This is a genomic window from Mesorhizobium sp. BR1-1-3 (genome assembly GCF_020165455.1).
Taxonomy (GTDB): Bacteria; Pseudomonadota; Alphaproteobacteria; order Rhizobiales; family Rhizobiaceae; genus Mesorhizobium; species Mesorhizobium ciceri.
On record NZ_JAIUIC010000001.1, the window covers coordinates 412,480 to 427,927 of the forward strand.

The 15,448-nt window shown below is 60.7% G+C and carries 17 protein-coding genes; 13 read left to right on the forward strand and 4 right to left on the reverse strand.

Features of this window, described 5'->3' with window-relative positions:
- Positions 1-11: 11 nt before the first annotated feature.
- On the forward strand, positions 12-1,319 hold the full coding sequence (gene purB, locus LB559_RS02070; RefSeq protein ID WP_224672936.1) for an adenylosuccinate lyase: 1,308 nt from the start codon (positions 12-14) through the stop codon (positions 1,317-1,319).
- Positions 1,320-1,562: 243 nt separating this feature from the next.
- Here purB and LB559_RS02075 read toward each other — a convergent pair whose 3' ends face one another.
- A complete protein-coding gene (locus tag LB559_RS02075; RefSeq protein ID WP_224672937.1) occupies positions 1,563-2,375 on the reverse strand; it encodes a VOC family protein in 813 nt (270 codons plus the stop codon).
- 249 nt (positions 2,376-2,624) lie between these two features.
- On the opposite strand from LB559_RS02075, the gene LB559_RS02080 reads away from it, so the two are divergent.
- Both LB559_RS02080 and LB559_RS02085 read left to right on the forward strand, forming a co-directional pair.
- Entirely contained in the window at positions 2,625-3,173 is a 549-nt protein-coding gene (locus LB559_RS02080; protein ID WP_224673101.1) for an RBBP9/YdeN family alpha/beta hydrolase, read from the forward strand.
- Between the two features lie 167 nt (positions 3,174-3,340).
- Positions 3,341-4,510 carry an acyltransferase family protein gene (locus LB559_RS02085; RefSeq protein ID WP_224672938.1) on the forward strand — a complete coding sequence of 390 codons (1,170 nt, stop codon included), beginning with the start codon at positions 3,341-3,343 and terminating at the stop codon, positions 4,508-4,510.
- A gap of 38 nt (positions 4,511-4,548) precedes the next feature.
- Here the strand turns inward: LB559_RS02085 and LB559_RS02090 are convergent, their stop codons facing one another.
- Positions 4,549-5,322: an HpcH/HpaI aldolase family protein gene (locus tag LB559_RS02090; protein WP_224672939.1), complete on the reverse strand. Its 774-nt coding sequence runs from the start codon at positions 5,320-5,322 to the stop codon at positions 4,549-4,551.
- A gap of 128 nt (positions 5,323-5,450) precedes the next feature.
- Positions 5,451-5,771, reverse strand: a complete 321-nt coding sequence (locus LB559_RS02095) for a DUF1476 domain-containing protein (protein WP_013532126.1) — start codon at positions 5,769-5,771, stop codon at positions 5,451-5,453.
- 274 nt (positions 5,772-6,045) lie between these two features.
- Here LB559_RS02095 and purC point away from each other — a divergent pair, with 274 nt between their 5' ends.
- The 7 genes from purC (at position 6,046) to LB559_RS02130 (ending at position 10,651) form a co-directional block, all read left to right on the forward strand.
- Positions 6,046-6,840: a phosphoribosylaminoimidazolesuccinocarboxamide synthase gene (gene purC / locus LB559_RS02100; RefSeq protein ID WP_013532127.1), complete on the forward strand. Its 795-nt coding sequence runs from the start codon at positions 6,046-6,048 to the stop codon at positions 6,838-6,840.
- Between the two features lie 43 nt (positions 6,841-6,883).
- Entirely contained in the window at positions 6,884-7,132 is a 249-nt protein-coding gene (gene purS, locus LB559_RS02105) for a phosphoribosylformylglycinamidine synthase subunit PurS (protein ID WP_224673102.1), read from the forward strand.
- A 26-nt stretch (positions 7,133-7,158) separates the two neighbouring features.
- Positions 7,159-8,187 (forward strand): hypothetical protein, encoded by a 1,029-nt coding sequence (locus LB559_RS02110; protein WP_224672940.1) that lies wholly within the window; start codon positions 7,159-7,161, stop codon positions 8,185-8,187.
- Entirely contained in the window at positions 8,184-8,852 is a 669-nt protein-coding gene (gene purQ / locus LB559_RS02115) for a phosphoribosylformylglycinamidine synthase subunit PurQ (protein WP_224672941.1), read from the forward strand. Before LB559_RS02110 ends, purQ begins: the two co-directional genes overlap by 4 nt.
- A gap of 84 nt (positions 8,853-8,936) precedes the next feature.
- The gene (locus tag LB559_RS02120) at positions 8,937-9,602 is read left to right on the forward strand and encodes a glutathione S-transferase family protein (RefSeq protein WP_013532130.1); all 666 of its coding nucleotides are present in this window, start codon (positions 8,937-8,939) and stop codon (positions 9,600-9,602) included.
- Entirely contained in the window at positions 9,599-10,006 is a 408-nt protein-coding gene (locus LB559_RS02125; RefSeq protein WP_064995398.1) for a hypothetical protein, read from the forward strand. The genes LB559_RS02120 and LB559_RS02125 overlap by 4 nt, the downstream gene beginning before the upstream one ends.
- 3 nt (positions 10,007-10,009) lie before the next feature.
- Positions 10,010-10,651, forward strand: coding sequence for a Pr6Pr family membrane protein (locus LB559_RS02130; protein ID WP_013532132.1), 642 nt, complete (start codon positions 10,010-10,012; stop codon positions 10,649-10,651).
- Between the two features lie 76 nt (positions 10,652-10,727).
- Here LB559_RS02130 and LB559_RS02135 read toward each other — a convergent pair whose 3' ends face one another.
- Positions 10,728-10,979 (reverse strand): DUF1127 domain-containing protein, encoded by a 252-nt coding sequence (locus tag LB559_RS02135; RefSeq protein ID WP_224672942.1) that lies wholly within the window; start codon positions 10,977-10,979, stop codon positions 10,728-10,730.
- A 92-nt stretch (positions 10,980-11,071) separates the two neighbouring features.
- On the opposite strand from LB559_RS02135, the gene LB559_RS02140 reads away from it, so the two are divergent.
- The 3 genes from LB559_RS02140 to LB559_RS02150 all read left to right on the forward strand — a co-directional run bounded on the left by LB559_RS02140 (position 11,072) and on the right by LB559_RS02150 (position 15,341).
- A complete protein-coding gene (locus LB559_RS02140) occupies positions 11,072-12,481 on the forward strand; it encodes a PLP-dependent aminotransferase family protein (protein WP_224672943.1) in 1,410 nt (469 codons plus the stop codon).
- Positions 12,482-12,600: 119 nt separating this feature from the next.
- On the forward strand, positions 12,601-14,832 hold the full coding sequence (gene purL / locus LB559_RS02145; protein WP_027162367.1) for a phosphoribosylformylglycinamidine synthase subunit PurL: 2,232 nt from the start codon (positions 12,601-12,603) through the stop codon (positions 14,830-14,832).
- Positions 14,829-15,341: a hypothetical protein gene (locus LB559_RS02150; RefSeq protein WP_024504561.1), complete on the forward strand. Its 513-nt coding sequence runs from the start codon at positions 14,829-14,831 to the stop codon at positions 15,339-15,341. The genes purL and LB559_RS02150 overlap by 4 nt, the downstream gene beginning before the upstream one ends.
- The last annotated feature ends 107 nt before the right edge of the window (positions 15,342-15,448 follow it).

Sequence of the window (15,448 nt, forward strand, 5' to 3'; positions counted from 1 at the left end):
AGGACTGACCGATGATCCCTCGCTATTCCCGGCCGGAAATGGTCGCCATCTGGTCGCCAGAAACCCGGTTCCGCATCTGGTTCGAGATCGAAGCCTATGCCTGCGACGCACTGGCCGAACTCGGCGTCATCCCCAGGGAAGCGGCAAAAACCATCTGGGAAAAGGGCAGTGCCGCAAAATTCGACGTCGAGGCGATCGACGAGATCGAACGCGTCACAAAGCATGACGTCATCGCCTTCCTGACCCATCTTGCCGAATTCGTCGGACCGGACGCCCGCTTCATCCACCAGGGCATGACCTCGTCCGACGTTCTCGACACCTGCTTCGCGGTACAGCTGACCCGCGCCAGCGACATCCTGCTCACCGACATCGACGGTCTGCTTGCAGCGCTCAAGCGCCGCGCCTTCGAGCACAAGAACACAGTCACCATTGGCCGCAGCCACGGCATCCATGCCGAGCCGACGACATTCGGCGTCAAGCTGGCGCAAGCCTATGCCGAGTTCTCGCGCTGCCGCGAGCGGTTGGTGCACGCGCGTGAGGATATCGCCACCTGTGCGATCTCCGGGGCTGTGGGCACCTTCGCCAACATCGACCCCTATGTCGAGGAACATGTGGCGGCGAAGCTCGGCCTGAAGCCCGAGCCGGTGTCGACGCAGGTGATCCCGCGCGACCGCCACGCGATGTTCTTTGCCACGCTCGGCGTCATCGCCTCGTCGGTCGAGCGGCTGTCGATCGAGATAAGGCATTTGCAGCGCACCGAAGTGCTCGAAGCGGAAGAGTATTTTTCGCCGGGCCAAAAGGGCTCCTCGGCCATGCCGCACAAGCGCAACCCGGTGCTGACCGAAAACCTCACCGGCCTTGCCCGCATGGTTCGCTCCATGGCGATGCCGGCGATGGAGAATGTGGCGCTCTGGCACGAGCGCGACATTTCCCACTCCTCGGTCGAGCGCATGATCGGCCCTGACGCCACCGTGACGCTCGATTTCGCACTGTCACGGCTGACCGGCGTCATCGACAAGCTGCTCGTCTATCCCGACAACATGCTGAAGAACATGAACAAGTTCCGCGGCCTCGTGCATTCGCAGCGTGTCATGCTGGCGCTGACGCAGGCTGGGTTGTCTCGCGAAGACTCCTACCGTCTGGTCCAGCGCAACGCCATGAGGGTGTGGGAGCAAGGCGCTGATTTTCTTGAAGAATTACTGGCCGACAGGGAAGTGACCGCTGCCCTGCCCGAGGCCGAAATCCGCGAGAAATTCGACCTGGGCTATCACACCAAGCATGTCGACACGATCTTCAAGCGGGTGTTTGGCAAAGCCTGAGGCAAAGCGCTATACCGTCGCTGGCGTCAAGCTGAGCACCCCTCATCCGACCTCGCTTCGCGAGGCCACCTTCTTCCACAAGGGGAAAAGGAAAGGCTGCGGCAACCTTGCCGCCAAGCATCAGCGATCGAGATTTGCAGAGCCGCGAGCGGCAGGCTTCACCTTCTCCCCTGTGGGAGAAGGTGGATCGGCGCGCAACGCCGCGACGGTTGAGGGGTGCTCCAGCTTGGCGCAGCCCTCAAATCAAGCCTTGCCGGGAACAGTCCTGATCACCGTGCCCCATGGATCTTCGCGGGTCACCGGGCTGGTCACATTGTCCGAACGCATCTCCACCCAGGCCAGACCCGACCGGCTGGGATCGCGGCGGCCGGCGCCCGAACTCTGCCAGGCGTTGGCGCCGATGTGGTGGTGATAGCCGCCTGACGACAGGAACACCGCCTGGCCGCCATATTTGGCCACCGTGTCGAAGCCGAATTCCTGGTTCCACCAGGCTTCGGCGTCTTCCGGACTGCCGACGCGCAGGTGGACATGGCCGACGACGCTGTTTTCCGGCGCGCCCTGCCAGCCGGCGTCACCCGCAGGCACTTCGGCAACGACGGACGGAATGTTCATCCGCTCGGTCGCCATCGCCACCTTGTCGCCATTCCACTTCCAGTCCTGCGGACGGCGGTCGGCATAGATCTCGATGCCGTTGCCTTCGGGATCGGTCAGGTACAGTGCTTCGCTGACCAGATGGTCGGAAGCGCCCTCGATGGCGATCTTGTTTGATATGGCGTGGTTGATCCAGCGGCCGAGATCGGCACGGCTGGGCAGCAGGAAGGCCGTATGGAACAGGCCTGCGCTGCGAGGATCATCCGGCTTGGCCGAAGGATCGGCCTCGATGACCAGCAACGGACGGTTGGCGGCGCCCAGCGTGATCGCCCCATCGGCGCGGCTCAGTTCCTGCAGACCGACGATGCTGCGATAATATGCGGCAAGGCTTTCCGCGTCGCGCGCCTTCAGCCCGACGCGGGCAACGCTGACCGGGGTGGTGGCGGCAAAAGGCAACTCGCTCATCAAATGCTCCGTTCGACCGGCCTGCGATGAAGCTCCCAAAGCGAGAAACCCCACTCCGCCGATCATTGTACGTCGTGTCAGTTCCAAAGTCAGGGTTCCCGCGCACGGCTGTTTCTTTTCCTGACCACAGATCGTCCATCCGCATCGTTCACACAAGACGCGAAGAAGCGAACATGGTGTTCACTATTGTGATCAAACGTGGCGTTTCTGCCGGTTGCACGAAGCGATGCCGCTCGCTATCTCAGCGCCATGAAGGTCAGAGACGCAGATATTCTCATCGTGCCGGGCTACACCAATTCCGGCCCCGACCATTGGCAGAGCCGCTGGCAGTCGAAGCTGTCGACGGCGCGCCGCGTCGAACAGGCGGAGTGGTCGAAGCCGGTGCGCGAGGACTGGACGGCGAGCGTCGCCAAGGCGGTCAACGAGGCCGAGCGGCCGGTCGTCCTGGTCGCGCACTCACTTGGCGTCGCCACCGCGGTGCAAGCCATTCCGCAATTCCGCAAGCCGGTCGCCGGGGCCTTCTTCGTGGCGCCGCCCGATGTCGCTAACCCCGAGATCAGGCCCAGGCACCTGATGACCTTCGGCCCCTACCCGCGTGAGCCGCTGCCCTTTCCCTCGATCGTGATTGCCAGCCGCAACGATCCGTTCTGCGCCTTCGATGTCGCCGAAGACATTGCCGGTGCCTGGGGCTCGCTGTTCATCGATGCCGGCGAAACCGGTCATCTCAACGCGGATTCGGGCTTCGGACCGTGGCCCGAAGGCTCGATGACCTTCGCCAAGTTCCTGACGGACCTGTAATATATACGGTCAAAGCCTGAACACGAAGCTGCTCGGCAGGCCATCCGGCTTGCGTGAACAATAATTTAATGCAGATCGCGATAATCTCTCCAGCAACGGCGAACTCTGTTCGCCGAACGATTATATTCGCGCGTACTAAATAGCAATTATTCAAAGAAAGCCCATACTTGGCCAAGGATGCTTCACTCGAATTGTTAAGAGGTGTCGCCGCGCTCGTAGTTCTGAATGGGCATTGTTTGGGTGCTTTTGCGCCATTGATGGAAGGCGAGGGAGACTTGGCCGGGCAATCGCTCAAAACAAGCCTGGCTTTCGTCGCGTTCAATGGCGGCTCCGCCGTCTACCTGTTTTTCGTCCTGTCTTCCTACGTGCTCGTGAAGCGTTATTTTCAGACCAGCAAGGCACAAGATCTGCGGTTGGGTGCGATCAAGCGCCTGCCACGCCTGGCCGGCCCGGTACTCGTTACGACGCTGGCATCCTGCATCATCTTCAAGCTCGACCTGTATTTCATCAAGGATGCGGCCGCTGTCACCCAATCCGACTGGCTGAGAAGTTTCGGCAATGCTTCAAAGGTGCTATCGCCGGAGACTGCGAGTTTCGCCGACGCGTTTCTGCAAGGGGCGTGGCGGACGTTCATCTACGGCGACAACTATTATGACAGCAGTCTGTGGACCATGACGGTCGAGTTCTGGGGGAGCATGCTGACCTTCGCCCTCGCCCCGATCGTCTTTTTCCTTCAAGGCCGCTGGACGTTATCGTTCCGGGTCTGCATAGCAGCAGTCGTGTTCCTGGCGCTGCAAGTCAGTTACTTTCTTTGTGCCTTTCCGGCCAGCCTCTTGCTCTATCCGCTTCTCGCCATGGATTTTCGCCCGAATCGGTGGGTGAGAGGCGCCATGGTGATGATTTCCCTGGCGCTGCTGGGTTATGCGGGGAGTGCCGTGGGCATATATCGCCCGTTCGCCGTGCTTGACGTGGCTTCCGATGTGGGCCTGCGGCAAGCCTGCGTGGCCATCCCGGCAAGCGTCATGTTGGTCTACGCGGTGCTGAGTGTGGATGAGCCTCTATCATGGCTCTCGGGTAAGGTGGCACGTTTTCTGGGCGACCTGTCCTTCCCACTCTACCTCGTGCATGTACCCGTTATCTGCTCATTGGGGTCATGGGTTTTGTTGACAAGCGGTTCCACCGCACTCGGCGCCGCCGCCGCCATACTGGGTTCGATCCTCGCGGCGTTGCCGCTCATGACTTTCAACAACTGGTGGGTCCAGATGGTCGGCGCCCTGTTCAACAGGTTCAGGCACGGCGGACCTATCGCCGCGGCGCCTGCGGCGTCGAGCGCCTAACCGCCCGGCGCTGTGACGGCAGTGCTTCCGGTTCGGGTTCAGGATCCGATCGAATCCTTGATGCCCTTGAGCAGGGTCTTTGCGCCCAGTGAAATCAGCGCATGCTCCGAGCCCGTGGCGAGCAGGCGATAGCCCATCGACACGACCCGGCCGGCAATTGCCGGCTCGACAACGTAGATCGCCGCATGTTTGCCGGCCTTGCGAGTGCGCTCGGCCACCGACGCCACCGTCTCCATCATGCTTTCCAGCGTCGAATTGACCGTGGCGCCATTGCTCCAGGCGATCGAGAAATCCGACGGGCCCAGGAAGATGCCGTCGATGCCGGGCGTATCGAGGATGCCATCGAGCGCATCGAGGGCTGCACGCGTCTCGACCATGGCGAAGGCCATGGTGCGCTGGTTGGTGTCGCGCAGCCAGTCGGCCTGGTCGCCTTGGCCGTGGCGGGGAAAAGCGTAGGTCGGGCCCCAGGAGCGCTCGCCGACCGGCGGGTATTTCATGGCGGCGGCGAACAGTTTTGCGTCGGCAACCGAGTTCACCATCGGCGCGATGACCGCCTCGGCGCCGAAATCGAGCGCGCGGCTTGCCATGTCGAAACGGCCAACGGGAATTCGCACCAGCGCCGGCTTGCCGGTAGCGAGCACCGGCACCAGGCCACGCAGCACGCTGTCTTCGTGATGGCCGCCATGCTGCATGTCGAGCGTGACGGCATCGAAACCCTGCTTGGCGACGATCTCGACCGTCAAGGCATCCGGCACACCGGACCATGCGGTGAACAACGTTTCATCGGCCGCGAGGCGGGACTTCAGGGACATGAACTCTTTCCTTGTTAACGACCGCAGTTTCAGCCGGAAACGGCGGCAAAGGCAAAGAAAAACCGCCCGGATAGGCCGGGCGGTCGATTGGTCCAGCGTATGGCCGCGGGATCAGCGCATGGTCCGGATCAGGTGTTCTTGATCTGCTCGATCGCCTGCGCCATCAGTTCGTCCATGGTGCGGCGGATCTGGTGGTCCGACTGCTCGACGCCGGCCGCGTCGAAATCCCCGCGGATCTTGCGGAACACGTCGTGGTCGCCGGCCTCCTCGATGTCGGAGATAACCACTTCCTTGGCATAGGCGTCGGCATCGGCGCCGGACTTTCCGAGCTTTTCGGCGGCCCACAGGCCGAGCGCCTTGTTGCGGCGCGCCGAGGCCTTGAACCGAAGCTCCTCGTCGAATGCGAATTTACGCTCAAAGCCCTCTTCACGGTCTTTCATGCTGCTCATGGCGTCCCTCCGGGTCAAATTCGATTCGTTGGCGGTGAATATGTGCGTTGTCAAAGCACAAACCAAAAGGTCGCGGGCCGGTCAATATGCTTCATCGCATGCTGCGCTGCGGCATTTCAGTCCCGAAAGCGGTTGATTGGAAGGATTTGCCGATTGAGCAAACGATGTGATTGGGATAGACCCGGCATTGAACCCTACCGTAGCCGCACTATTTCAGGCAGACGGACAGGAAATGGTCTGATACCGCCTGTCCGGAACCCCAGAGAAAAATCAGATGAAAAATCGCCGCCGCATTTATGAAGGCAAGGCCAAGATACTCTATGAGGGACCCGAACCGGGCACGCTTATCCAGTTCTTCAAGGATGATGCAACCGCGTTCAACAAGAAGAAGCACGAGGTCATCGACGGCAAGGGCGTCCTCAACAACCGCATTTCCGAGTATATTTTCAACCATTTGAACCGCATGGGCATTCCGACCCATTTCATCCGCCGTCTGAACATGCGCGAGCAGCTGATCAAGGAAGTCGAGATCATTCCGCTCGAAGTGGTGGTGCGCAATGTCGCCGCCGGCTCGCTGTCCAAGCGGCTCGGCATCGAGGAAGGCACCGTTCTGCCGCGCTCGATCATCGAATTCTATTACAAGGCCGACGCGCTCGACGACCCGATGGTGTCGGAAGAGCACATCACCGCGTTCGGCTGGGCGAGCCCGCAGGAGATCGACGACGTCATGGCGCTGGCCATCCGCGTCAACGACTTCCTCTCCGGCCTGTTCATGGGCGTCGGCATCCAGCTCGTCGACTTCAAGATCGAATGCGGCCGCCTGTTCGAAGGCGACATGATGCGCATCGTCGTCGCCGACGAGATCTCGCCGGACTCCTGCCGCCTGTGGGACGTGGCGACGCAGGACAAGCTCGACAAGGACCGTTTCCGCCGCGACATGGGCGGCCTCGTCGAGGCCTACCAGGAAGTTGCCCGCCGCCTCGGCATCATGAACGAGAACGAGCCGCCGCGCCCGACCGGCCCGGTGCTTGTCGCCTCGACCGACGGCCTCAAAGGCAAGCCGCACTGATCGCGGTTTGCGACCCGATAGTCAGAACAGGAGCATGTCCAGCGTGATCAAGGCCCGCATTACCGTCACACTCAAGAACGGCGTGCTCGACCCGCAGGGCAAAGCGATCGAACACGCATTGTCCGGCCTGGGCTTCGGCGGCGTCGGCGCGGTGCGGCAGGGCAAGGTGTTCGATGTCGAGCTGGCGGAAAGCGACAAGGCCAAGGCCGAAGCCGACCTCAAGGCCATGTGCGACAAGCTGCTGGCGAATACGGTGATTGAGAACTACGCGGTGGATATCATTAAACAATGAAGGCGGAGTATTTACAGAGATTTTATATGAATCTTTGGAACTACACTGTCCGCGTAAATGCGGAAAAGAACTTCAATGAAATTTTGGCAGTGCAACACTTTTCCGACAAGGATGCCGCAAAGAAAACAATCGATAAAAACATCAATTCCTTAGAATCCAAATTCCAACACTATAGATACGATACGTACTTATTTCGTTCAGGACTGAAGAATGGGTCGGATTTTGATAGATTCCTTACTCCAAAACTTTTACTACCAATAAAACAAGCATACTCCGATTACGATATAAATGACACTTTTTTTGAAATCACTCGCGGCCTTAAAGAAAAGTATATAGAAGCAAGAAGTTCAGTTTCTAGCATCTATATTGCGATGGTGCAGGCAGACGCCATTTATGCTCCAGATAGTCCGAACGAAGGTCCAATAATAGAGATTGTATTCCCCGAATACGTCAATCTTCTTTCTTTTTCAAAGCTTACATCCGATCAAGATACAATATTAAAATTGCTAAATGAATGCCTATTTGGCACGCAGGAAGATATTGAAATCCTCTCAATATCCTCCTCGAGAATTAGTGCATTTTTGAAATCTAACTACAAATACATTACGCATTTTAGCGCAGCCGTTTGCTTCATACTTACATCAGCAAACTCAATGCTTGATATTCGTATAAAGATGAATGAAATCAGCGATGCTACTGGCTTACCTTACGAAAGTGAGTTCTACAATAAAGCCAAGGAGCAAATAGCGCTTAAGTGCGCTGAAAAGATATCTGAGGCGTTTACTAGTGGAGATAAATTCGACATTCAGAAATGCACATTGGTGGCAAAGCGGCTGCTCGACAGCATCGAATCAGGCTTTGAGTACCACGTTCATATTCCTCCTATCGGCGAGGCATCAGACGGCCAAAAGAACGAAGCTGAGGCTGTTAATTCGGAGGCTGAGGCGCGAAAGATATTGCTGGATCGAGCAGCTGAAATAGATAAAAGATTTGAAATGCTGCCCCCTTTGAAAGGTCCTCGGTTGATAGCGAACAAGGGTGAGACATCAGAATGAAATCAGCCGTCGTCCTCCTGCCTGGCCTCAATCGCGACCGCGACATGATCGCGGCGTTGACCAAGATTTCGGGAACACCGCCGGTCACCGTCTGGCAGACCGACACCGAAATCCCCGATGTCGACCTGATCGCCATTCCGGGCGGCTTTTCCTTCGGCGACTATCTGCGCTGTGGCGCGATCGCCGCGCGCATGCCGGTCATGCGGGCAGTGGCCGAAAAAGCGGCCGCGGGCGTGACGGTCATCGGCGTCTGCAACGGTTTCCAGATCCTGGTCGAGGCCGGCCTTTTGCCGGGCGCCTTGATGCGCAACACCTCGCTGAAATTCGTCTGCCGGGAGGTGAAGCTCGAGATCACCAACGCCAACACCATGTTCACCCGCCGCTATCAGCCGGGCCAGATCATCCGCTCGCCGGTCGCGCATCATGACGGCAATTATTTCGCCGACGCCGACACGCTTGCCCGTCTCGAAGGCGAAGGCCAGGTGGTGTTCCGCTATGCCGAGGGCACCAACCCCAACGGCTCGATCAACGACATTGCCGGCATCGTCAACAGCCAAGGCAATGTGCTCGGGCTGATGCCGCATCCGGAAAACCTGATCGAAGCAGCTCATGGCGGTACCGACGGCCGCGGACTGTTCGAGAGCGCCCTCGGCATCGCTGCCTGACGATATCGAAGCGAACAGCTTGAAAACAGCCGGACATTCCTGTCTCTTTGGAGCAAGTCTGGTTCATTGGGGAGAGAGACGGTCATGAAACTCTATTCGCGGCCGTTGTCGCCCTACTCGTCGATCGTGCGGGCATTGGCCTACATCAAAGACGTACCACTCAAGATCATCGCGCCGCCGCCCGGTTTTCCCATCCCGGAAGAGTTTCGCGCCATCTCGCCGATGAACCGGATTCCGGTGCTGATCACCGGCTCGGGCGAGACGATTGTCGAATCGGTGGTCATCGCCGAATATCTCGAGGAACGGTTTCCGGAACCGGCGCTGCTGCCGCCCGATTCCAAGGACCGTGCGCTGGTGCGCATGTTCGCCCGCATCACCGATCTCGATGTGCTGACCCCGTTGATGAAGCTTTTCGAGCTTCATTCCGTGCCGAAGCGCAACAATGCCGAGATCGACGCTCAGTTCGCCCGTCTGCATCATGGACTGGCGGCAATCGAGGCCCGTATGGCGCAAGGGCCCTTCGCACTCGGCGACGACATCAGCTTCGCCGATGCCTGGCTGACGCCGACGCGGTTCATCTTCAACAATTTCCGCGCCATGACAGGACGCCACGACCTGCTCGACGCCTATCCCAAATTCGACGCCTACCAGCAGATCGCCTCGCAACACCCGGCATTGTCGCGTGTGTGGGGCGAGATGACCGACGGCTTGAAAATCTTCCTGTCCGAGCTTGAGATGGGTGCCGCTTGATCAAGTCGAGGACGATCGCGCTGGTCGCCGCGGCGGGCTTTGTGCTGGCATCCTGCCAGTCGACGCCAAAGAGCACGCCTGTTCCCTCGGGCAAAAGTGCTGCGCTGCTGGCCATGGAACAAGTGGCGATCGCCGCCCACAAATGCTGGATCGCCAGCAAGGACCCGGCCTTCAAACCGTACCAGATGGCCAATGAGCTGAATTCGTTCAGCGGCACGCCGCGTTTCCTGCTGGTTCCGGCCAAGCACTATGGCGGCAAACCTTTGCTGGTCGTGCAGGCGCAAGGCAATTCTAGCCGTGTCGACGTCTTCGGACCGCTGATGAACGATCCGCTCGGCGCCCGCATCGGCTCCGACATTGCGCGCTGGCAGGCCGGCAATCCGGCCTGCGCCGCGACGGCCTAGCCCATGGGCCGGTTCCTGCAGATTGTGGGGCTGGTCATCGGTCTGGCCGGGCTCATCCTGCAGTTCTGCATCAGCATTCCTGCATCGATGGAAGCAGGCCGCAGCCTGCTTGGCTCCGTCATTTTCGTCTTCAGCTTCTTCACCATCCTGACCAACATCGGCGCGGTGCTGGTGTACACGTCGCTGCTGTCACCCACCTTCTATGCCTGGCTGCCGGCCTTTGCAGGGGCGCGGATGCGCACCGGCGTTGCGGTTTCGATCGCACTGGTCTTCATCATCTACGCAACGGTTCTGGCACGACTCTGGCAGCCGCAGGGACTGTTCCTGCTCTGCGATGTTCTCCTGCACTACGTCACGCCGGTGCTGTTCGTGCTGTGGTGGCTGATATCGGGCGCCGACGGCCGGACACGCTGGAGCGACATTTCGTGGTGGGTGATCTATCCCATCGCTTATCTGGTCTATGCGCTGGTGCGGGCGCCGCTTGCCGGCGAGGTGCCCTACCCTTTCCTGAACATCGCCAAGAACGGCGCGACCAGCGTCGTCATCTCAGCTGCAGCCATCACCGGACTTTTCCTCGTGCTGTGCGTGGTCGCCGTCCTTGCGGACCATGCCGTTGCACGCACCAGGGCGTCGAGGGTCCGTTAGAACTGTGCGGACCTTCTGTCCGGATTTCCCGGGACCATCATCTTTCCCAAACCGGTTCCCACTTTTGGGATCACGGTCAGTCCCAGAACGGCCTGATGCCCTCGCGGTGGGCGTCGCAGCGCGTGACGCCGATATCCTTGAGCTGGTCGTCGGTCATCTCCAGCAGAGCCAACCGGCTGCGGCGGCGATCCAGCAGGTTGTCGATCCATCCTGCCAGCGACCTCAGCACGCGCACAAGGCGGCTGACAAAGCCGCGCTGAGCCGACGGGCGTGTCGATTGGGCCGATAATGCAGCGCTCGAATGACGTATTATCGCAATTGTATTCATTTTCTTTCTGCCAAAGTCCTAAATTGTACCCTTTTGGCACGCGATTGATATGTATTGACTCATCTATCGGTGCAATATAGAAAATTGTCACCATGACAAATTGGCTTCCAGATCTCACTGCCGGCTCCGGCCCGCTGTATCAGCGGCTGGCGGATTCCATCGAGACGGACATCGATCGGGGCGTGATCGATGCCGGCGCAAAGTTGCCGCCGCAGCGCGACCTCGCCTACGACATCGGCACCACCGTCGGCACGGTCGGCCGGGCCTATCAATTGCTGCGCGAGCGTGGGCTGGTGAGCGGCGAGGTCGGGCGTGGAACCTATGTGCTCGGCCAGCGCGCGAAGCCGGATTTTCCGGCTCCGGACGTCGGCGGCGAAGGCACGCGCTATATCGATGCGCCTAAAGGCAAGCTGCGTTTCGACAGCACCGCAGCACCTGATATCGGCCAGGGCGACATTGTCGCCGGTGTCCTGTCGCGCACGGCGCAGGACCATCCGCATGAGATTTCGAGCTACACCAGGGATTTCCCCGAACGATGGTACGAAGCCGGCGCCCGCTGGTTGGCGCGCAATTCCTTTCGCCCGGATGCCGACACCATCGTTCCCACGCTCGGCACCCATGCGGCGGTGATGGCGGCGATCGCGGCGCTCACCATGCCTGGCGACTATGTTGCCTTCGAGCACCTCACCTACTCGCAGGTTTCCCGCAGTGCCGGCTTGATCGGCAGGCGCACCGCGTTGGTGGCATCGGACGATGAAGGCATCGATCCGCAGGATTTCGAGCGCGTCTGCGCGCAAAAGCATCCCAAAATGATCTTCCTGATGCCGACGGCGCAGAATCCGACGCTGGCCACCTTGTCGGCGGCGCGCCGCGAAACGATCGCCCATGTCGCACGCGAATACAATGTCGTCCTCATCGAGGACGACCTCTATGGCAATCTGACCGATGATCCGACGCCGTTGCTGGCCGAATATGCTCCTGAGAGGACCATTGTCGCGGGCGGCCTGTCGAAGTCGGTCGCAGCCGGTGTGCGCGGCGGCTGGCTTTCCTGCCCGCCCGCCTACCGCCACCGCATCCGCGTCGCCCACAAGATGATGACCGGCGGCATGCCCTTCCTGCTGGCGGAGGTGAATACAAGGCTGGTGCTGTCCGGTCAGGCGGATGAGATACGAAAGCGCAGCATCGCCGAAATCAGCGCCCGCATCGCCATCGTACGCGAGACTTTGGCCGGCTTCGCCTTCAAGTCGCATGACAGGGTGCCCTTTGTCTGGCTGACCCTGCCCGACCCCTGGCTTTCCGGCACCTTCAAGAACGCTTGCCTGGAGCACGGCGTGCTGATCGACGACGAGGACGAATTCAAGGCCGGCCGTTCCGAGCAGGTTTTCCATGGCGTCCGCTTCGGCGTTTCGCAGCCGAGACAGCGCGGGGATATCGCTGAAGGCGTTGCGGTGATCCGGCGACTTCTCGATGAAGGCCGCGCCGGCTACGACAGCTTCTCCTGACACTGCGTGGCTTTGTCCGGTTTTCCGTCGTTTTTCGTCAATCCATGGGTGTATCGGCCGCAAGGCTTGCGATAAGACGGGACTCAAAATCCCAACGTCCCGGATAAAAATCGCCGCCCATGACCATTTCCAATTCCGTGCCGATCACCCCCGAGCTCATTGCCTCACACGGGCTCAAGCCCGACGAGTACCAGCGCATTCTCGACCTCGTCGGGCGCGAGCCGAGCTTCACCGAACTCGGCATCTTCTCGGCGATGTGGAATGAGCACTGCTCCTACAAATCCTCGAAGAAATGGCTGCGCACGCTGCCGACCACCGGACCTCAGGTCATCCAGGGGCCGGGCGAGAATGCTGGCGTGGTCGACATCGGCGATGGCGACTGCGTCGTCTTCAAGATGGAGAGTCACAACCACCCATCCTACATCGAGCCCTACCAGGGTGCGGCGACCGGCGTCGGCGGCATATTGCGCGACGTCTTCACCATGGGCGCGCGGCCGATCGCGGCGATGAATGCGCTGCGTTTTGGTGCGCCCGACCATCCCAAGACCAGGCACCTCGTTTCAGGCGTGGTTTCCGGCGTCGGCGGCTATGGCAACGCGTTCGGCGTGCCGACGGTCGGCGGCGAGGTCAATTTCGATGCCCGCTACAATGGCAACATCCTGGTCAACGCCTTTGCAGCGGGCCTTGCCAAGACCGATGCGATCTTCCTGTCCGAAGCCAAGGGAGTCGGCCTGCCGGTCGTCTATCTCGGCGCCAAGACCGGCCGCGACGGCGTCGGCGGCGCCACCATGGCTTCGGCCGAATTCGACGACAAGATCGATGAGAAGCGTCCGACAGTGCAGGTCGGCGATCCCTTCACCGAAAAGTGCCTGCTGGAAGCCAGCCTCGAACTGATGGCCTCGGGCGCCGTCATCGCCATCCAGGACATGGGTGCGGCCGGCCTCACCTGCTCGGCGGTCGAAATGGGCGCCAAGGGCGACCTCGGCATCGAGCTCGATCTCGACAAGGTGCCGGTGCGCGAAGAGCGCATGAGCGCCTACGAAATGATGCTTTCGGAAAGCCAGGAGCGCATGCTGATGGTGCTGCGTCCGGAAAAGGAAAAGGAAGCCGAGGCGATCTTCCACAAATGGGGGCTCGACTTCGCCATCGTCGGCAAGACCACCGACGATCTGCGCTTCCGCGTGCTGCACCAGGGCGACGAGGTTGCCAACCTGCCGATCAAGGATCTTGGCGACAAGGCTCCGGAATATGACCGGCCGTGGACCGAACCGAAGAAGCCGGCGCCGCTGGCCGCCAATGATGTTCCGCAAGCCGATGTTGCAGACGCGCTGCTGAAGCTGCTCGGCGGTCCCGACCTGTCTTCGCGCCGCTGGGTCTGGGAGCAGTATGACACGCTGATCCAGGGCAATTCGCTGCAGCTTCCAGGCGGCGATGCCGGCGTGGTGCGGGTCGAAGGCCATGCGACCAAGGCGCTCGCCTTCTCGTCCGACGTGACGCCGCGCTATTGCGAGGCTGACCCTTACGAGGGCGGCAAGCAGGCGGTGGCCGAATGCTGGCGCAACTTGACCGCCACCGGCGCTCTGCCGCTGGCCGCAACCGACAACCTCAATTTCGGCAACCCGGAACGGCCCGAGATCATGGGCCAGCTGGTCGGTGCTGTGAAAGGCATAGGCGACGCCTGTCGTGCGCTCGAATTCCCGATCGTCTCCGGCAATGTCTCGCTCTACAATGAGACCAACGGCCAGGGCATCCTGCCAACCCCGACCATCGGCGGCGTCGGCCTGATCGCCGATTGGTCGAAGATGGTGCGGGCCGGCTTTGCGGCCGAGGGCCAAATGATCCTGCTGGTCGGCGCGCCGGCGTCCTGGGGAACGCATCTCGGGCAATCGGTCTATTTCAGGGACATACACGGCCGCACGGATGGACCGCCGCCGCCGGTCGACCTCGAGCATGAAAAGCGCGTCGGCGACCATGTGCGCGCGCTCATCGCCTCCGGCATCGTCACGGCGGCGCACGACGTTTCCGATGGCGGTGTCGCCGTGGCACTTGCCGAAATGGCGATGGCGTCCGGCATCGGCGCCACCGTCCCCGGGCTTGTCGGCACCGACCCGATCCCGGTCTGGTTCGGCGAGGATCAGGGCCGTTATCTGCTGACGCTGTCGATCGATCCGCATGGTGACGAATGGGACGCCATTCGCAAGCAGCAGGGCGAGCTTGGCATCTTCGCGCCGTGGATCGGCTCCACAGGCGGCAGCGCGCTGAAGCTTGGCGACGCCAGGGCAATCCCGGTCAGCGAACTCTCCTCGGCTCACGAAGGCTGGTTCCCGCGCTTCATGGATCAGGCTAGTTGACCACACTGGCTGCCCGGGCGCTGCTTGCAGTCGTTTTCTGGCCGTCGCTGTTCTTCTTCTGGTTCCTGGGACCGTTCGTCTTTTTCCTGCTGTCGACAACCTCGAGCGAGGTTTGTATGCGGCTGGAAACACGTGCGGAGTTCCTTGCCGCGGCGAACGGCGCCGTCCCGATGCTGGCGCTGCAGAACCTCCTCTACGCGGTCCCGATCATCTGCCTGGTGCTCTGGGGCCGCCTTTTCCCGGATCCGGCACGGGCAAGGCACATCGTCACCTGCGTCAAGCTTTTCGCCGGCACGGTGGTCGTGGGCGCGTTGTGGGAGTACGGCTCGTCGCTCATCTGCGACGGCCATGGCCAAGGGTTCTTCTCGCCGGCTTGGCAAATGACGAGCTATCTCCCCATTGTCAGCCTGCTGCTCAACGCGCCGCTCTATGTGCTTGCCTTCAGCCTTGGCCGCGCTTTCTCGACACGCGAGGACGTTGCCGAGGATGAAGCAAGCCCACCGGCCTAGTCTTTCTCTGAAGCCGTGTGGCCGTTGGCGGGACAGAACGGCTTCAATCCGGACCGGAAAGGCTTTAGGCTCACCCGACTCTCATCTTATGGCCGGCTACCGGCCGC

Bases quoted from the DNA above. Each gene is read 5' to 3' on its own strand.
- purB (WP_224672936.1), top strand. From the start codon at position 12: ATGATCCCTCGCTATTCCCGGCCGGAAATGGTCGCCATCTGGTCGCCA.
- LB559_RS02075 (WP_224672937.1), bottom strand. From the start codon at position 2,375: ATGAGCGAGTTGCCTTTTGCCGCCACCACCCCGGTCAGCGTTGCCCGC.
- LB559_RS02080 (WP_224673101.1), top strand. From the start codon at position 2,625: ATGAAGGTCAGAGACGCAGATATTCTCATCGTGCCGGGCTACACCAAT.
- LB559_RS02090 (WP_224672939.1), bottom strand. From the start codon at position 5,322: ATGTCCCTGAAGTCCCGCCTCGCGGCCGATGAAACGTTGTTCACCGCA.
- LB559_RS02095 (WP_013532126.1), bottom strand. From the start codon at position 5,771: ATGAGCAGCATGAAAGACCGTGAAGAGGGCTTTGAGCGTAAATTCGCA.
- purC (WP_013532127.1), top strand. From the start codon at position 6,046: ATGAAAAATCGCCGCCGCATTTATGAAGGCAAGGCCAAGATACTCTAT.
- LB559_RS02110 (WP_224672940.1), top strand. From the start codon at position 7,159: ATGAATCTTTGGAACTACACTGTCCGCGTAAATGCGGAAAAGAACTTC.
- purQ (WP_224672941.1), top strand. From the start codon at position 8,184: ATGAAATCAGCCGTCGTCCTCCTGCCTGGCCTCAATCGCGACCGCGAC.
- LB559_RS02120 (WP_013532130.1), top strand. From the start codon at position 8,937: ATGAAACTCTATTCGCGGCCGTTGTCGCCCTACTCGTCGATCGTGCGG.
- LB559_RS02130 (WP_013532132.1), top strand. From the start codon at position 10,010: ATGGGCCGGTTCCTGCAGATTGTGGGGCTGGTCATCGGTCTGGCCGGG.
- LB559_RS02135 (WP_224672942.1), bottom strand. From the start codon at position 10,979: ATGAATACAATTGCGATAATACGTCATTCGAGCGCTGCATTATCGGCC.
- LB559_RS02140 (WP_224672943.1), top strand. From the start codon at position 11,072: ATGACAAATTGGCTTCCAGATCTCACTGCCGGCTCCGGCCCGCTGTAT.
- purL (WP_027162367.1), top strand. From the start codon at position 12,601: ATGACCATTTCCAATTCCGTGCCGATCACCCCCGAGCTCATTGCCTCA.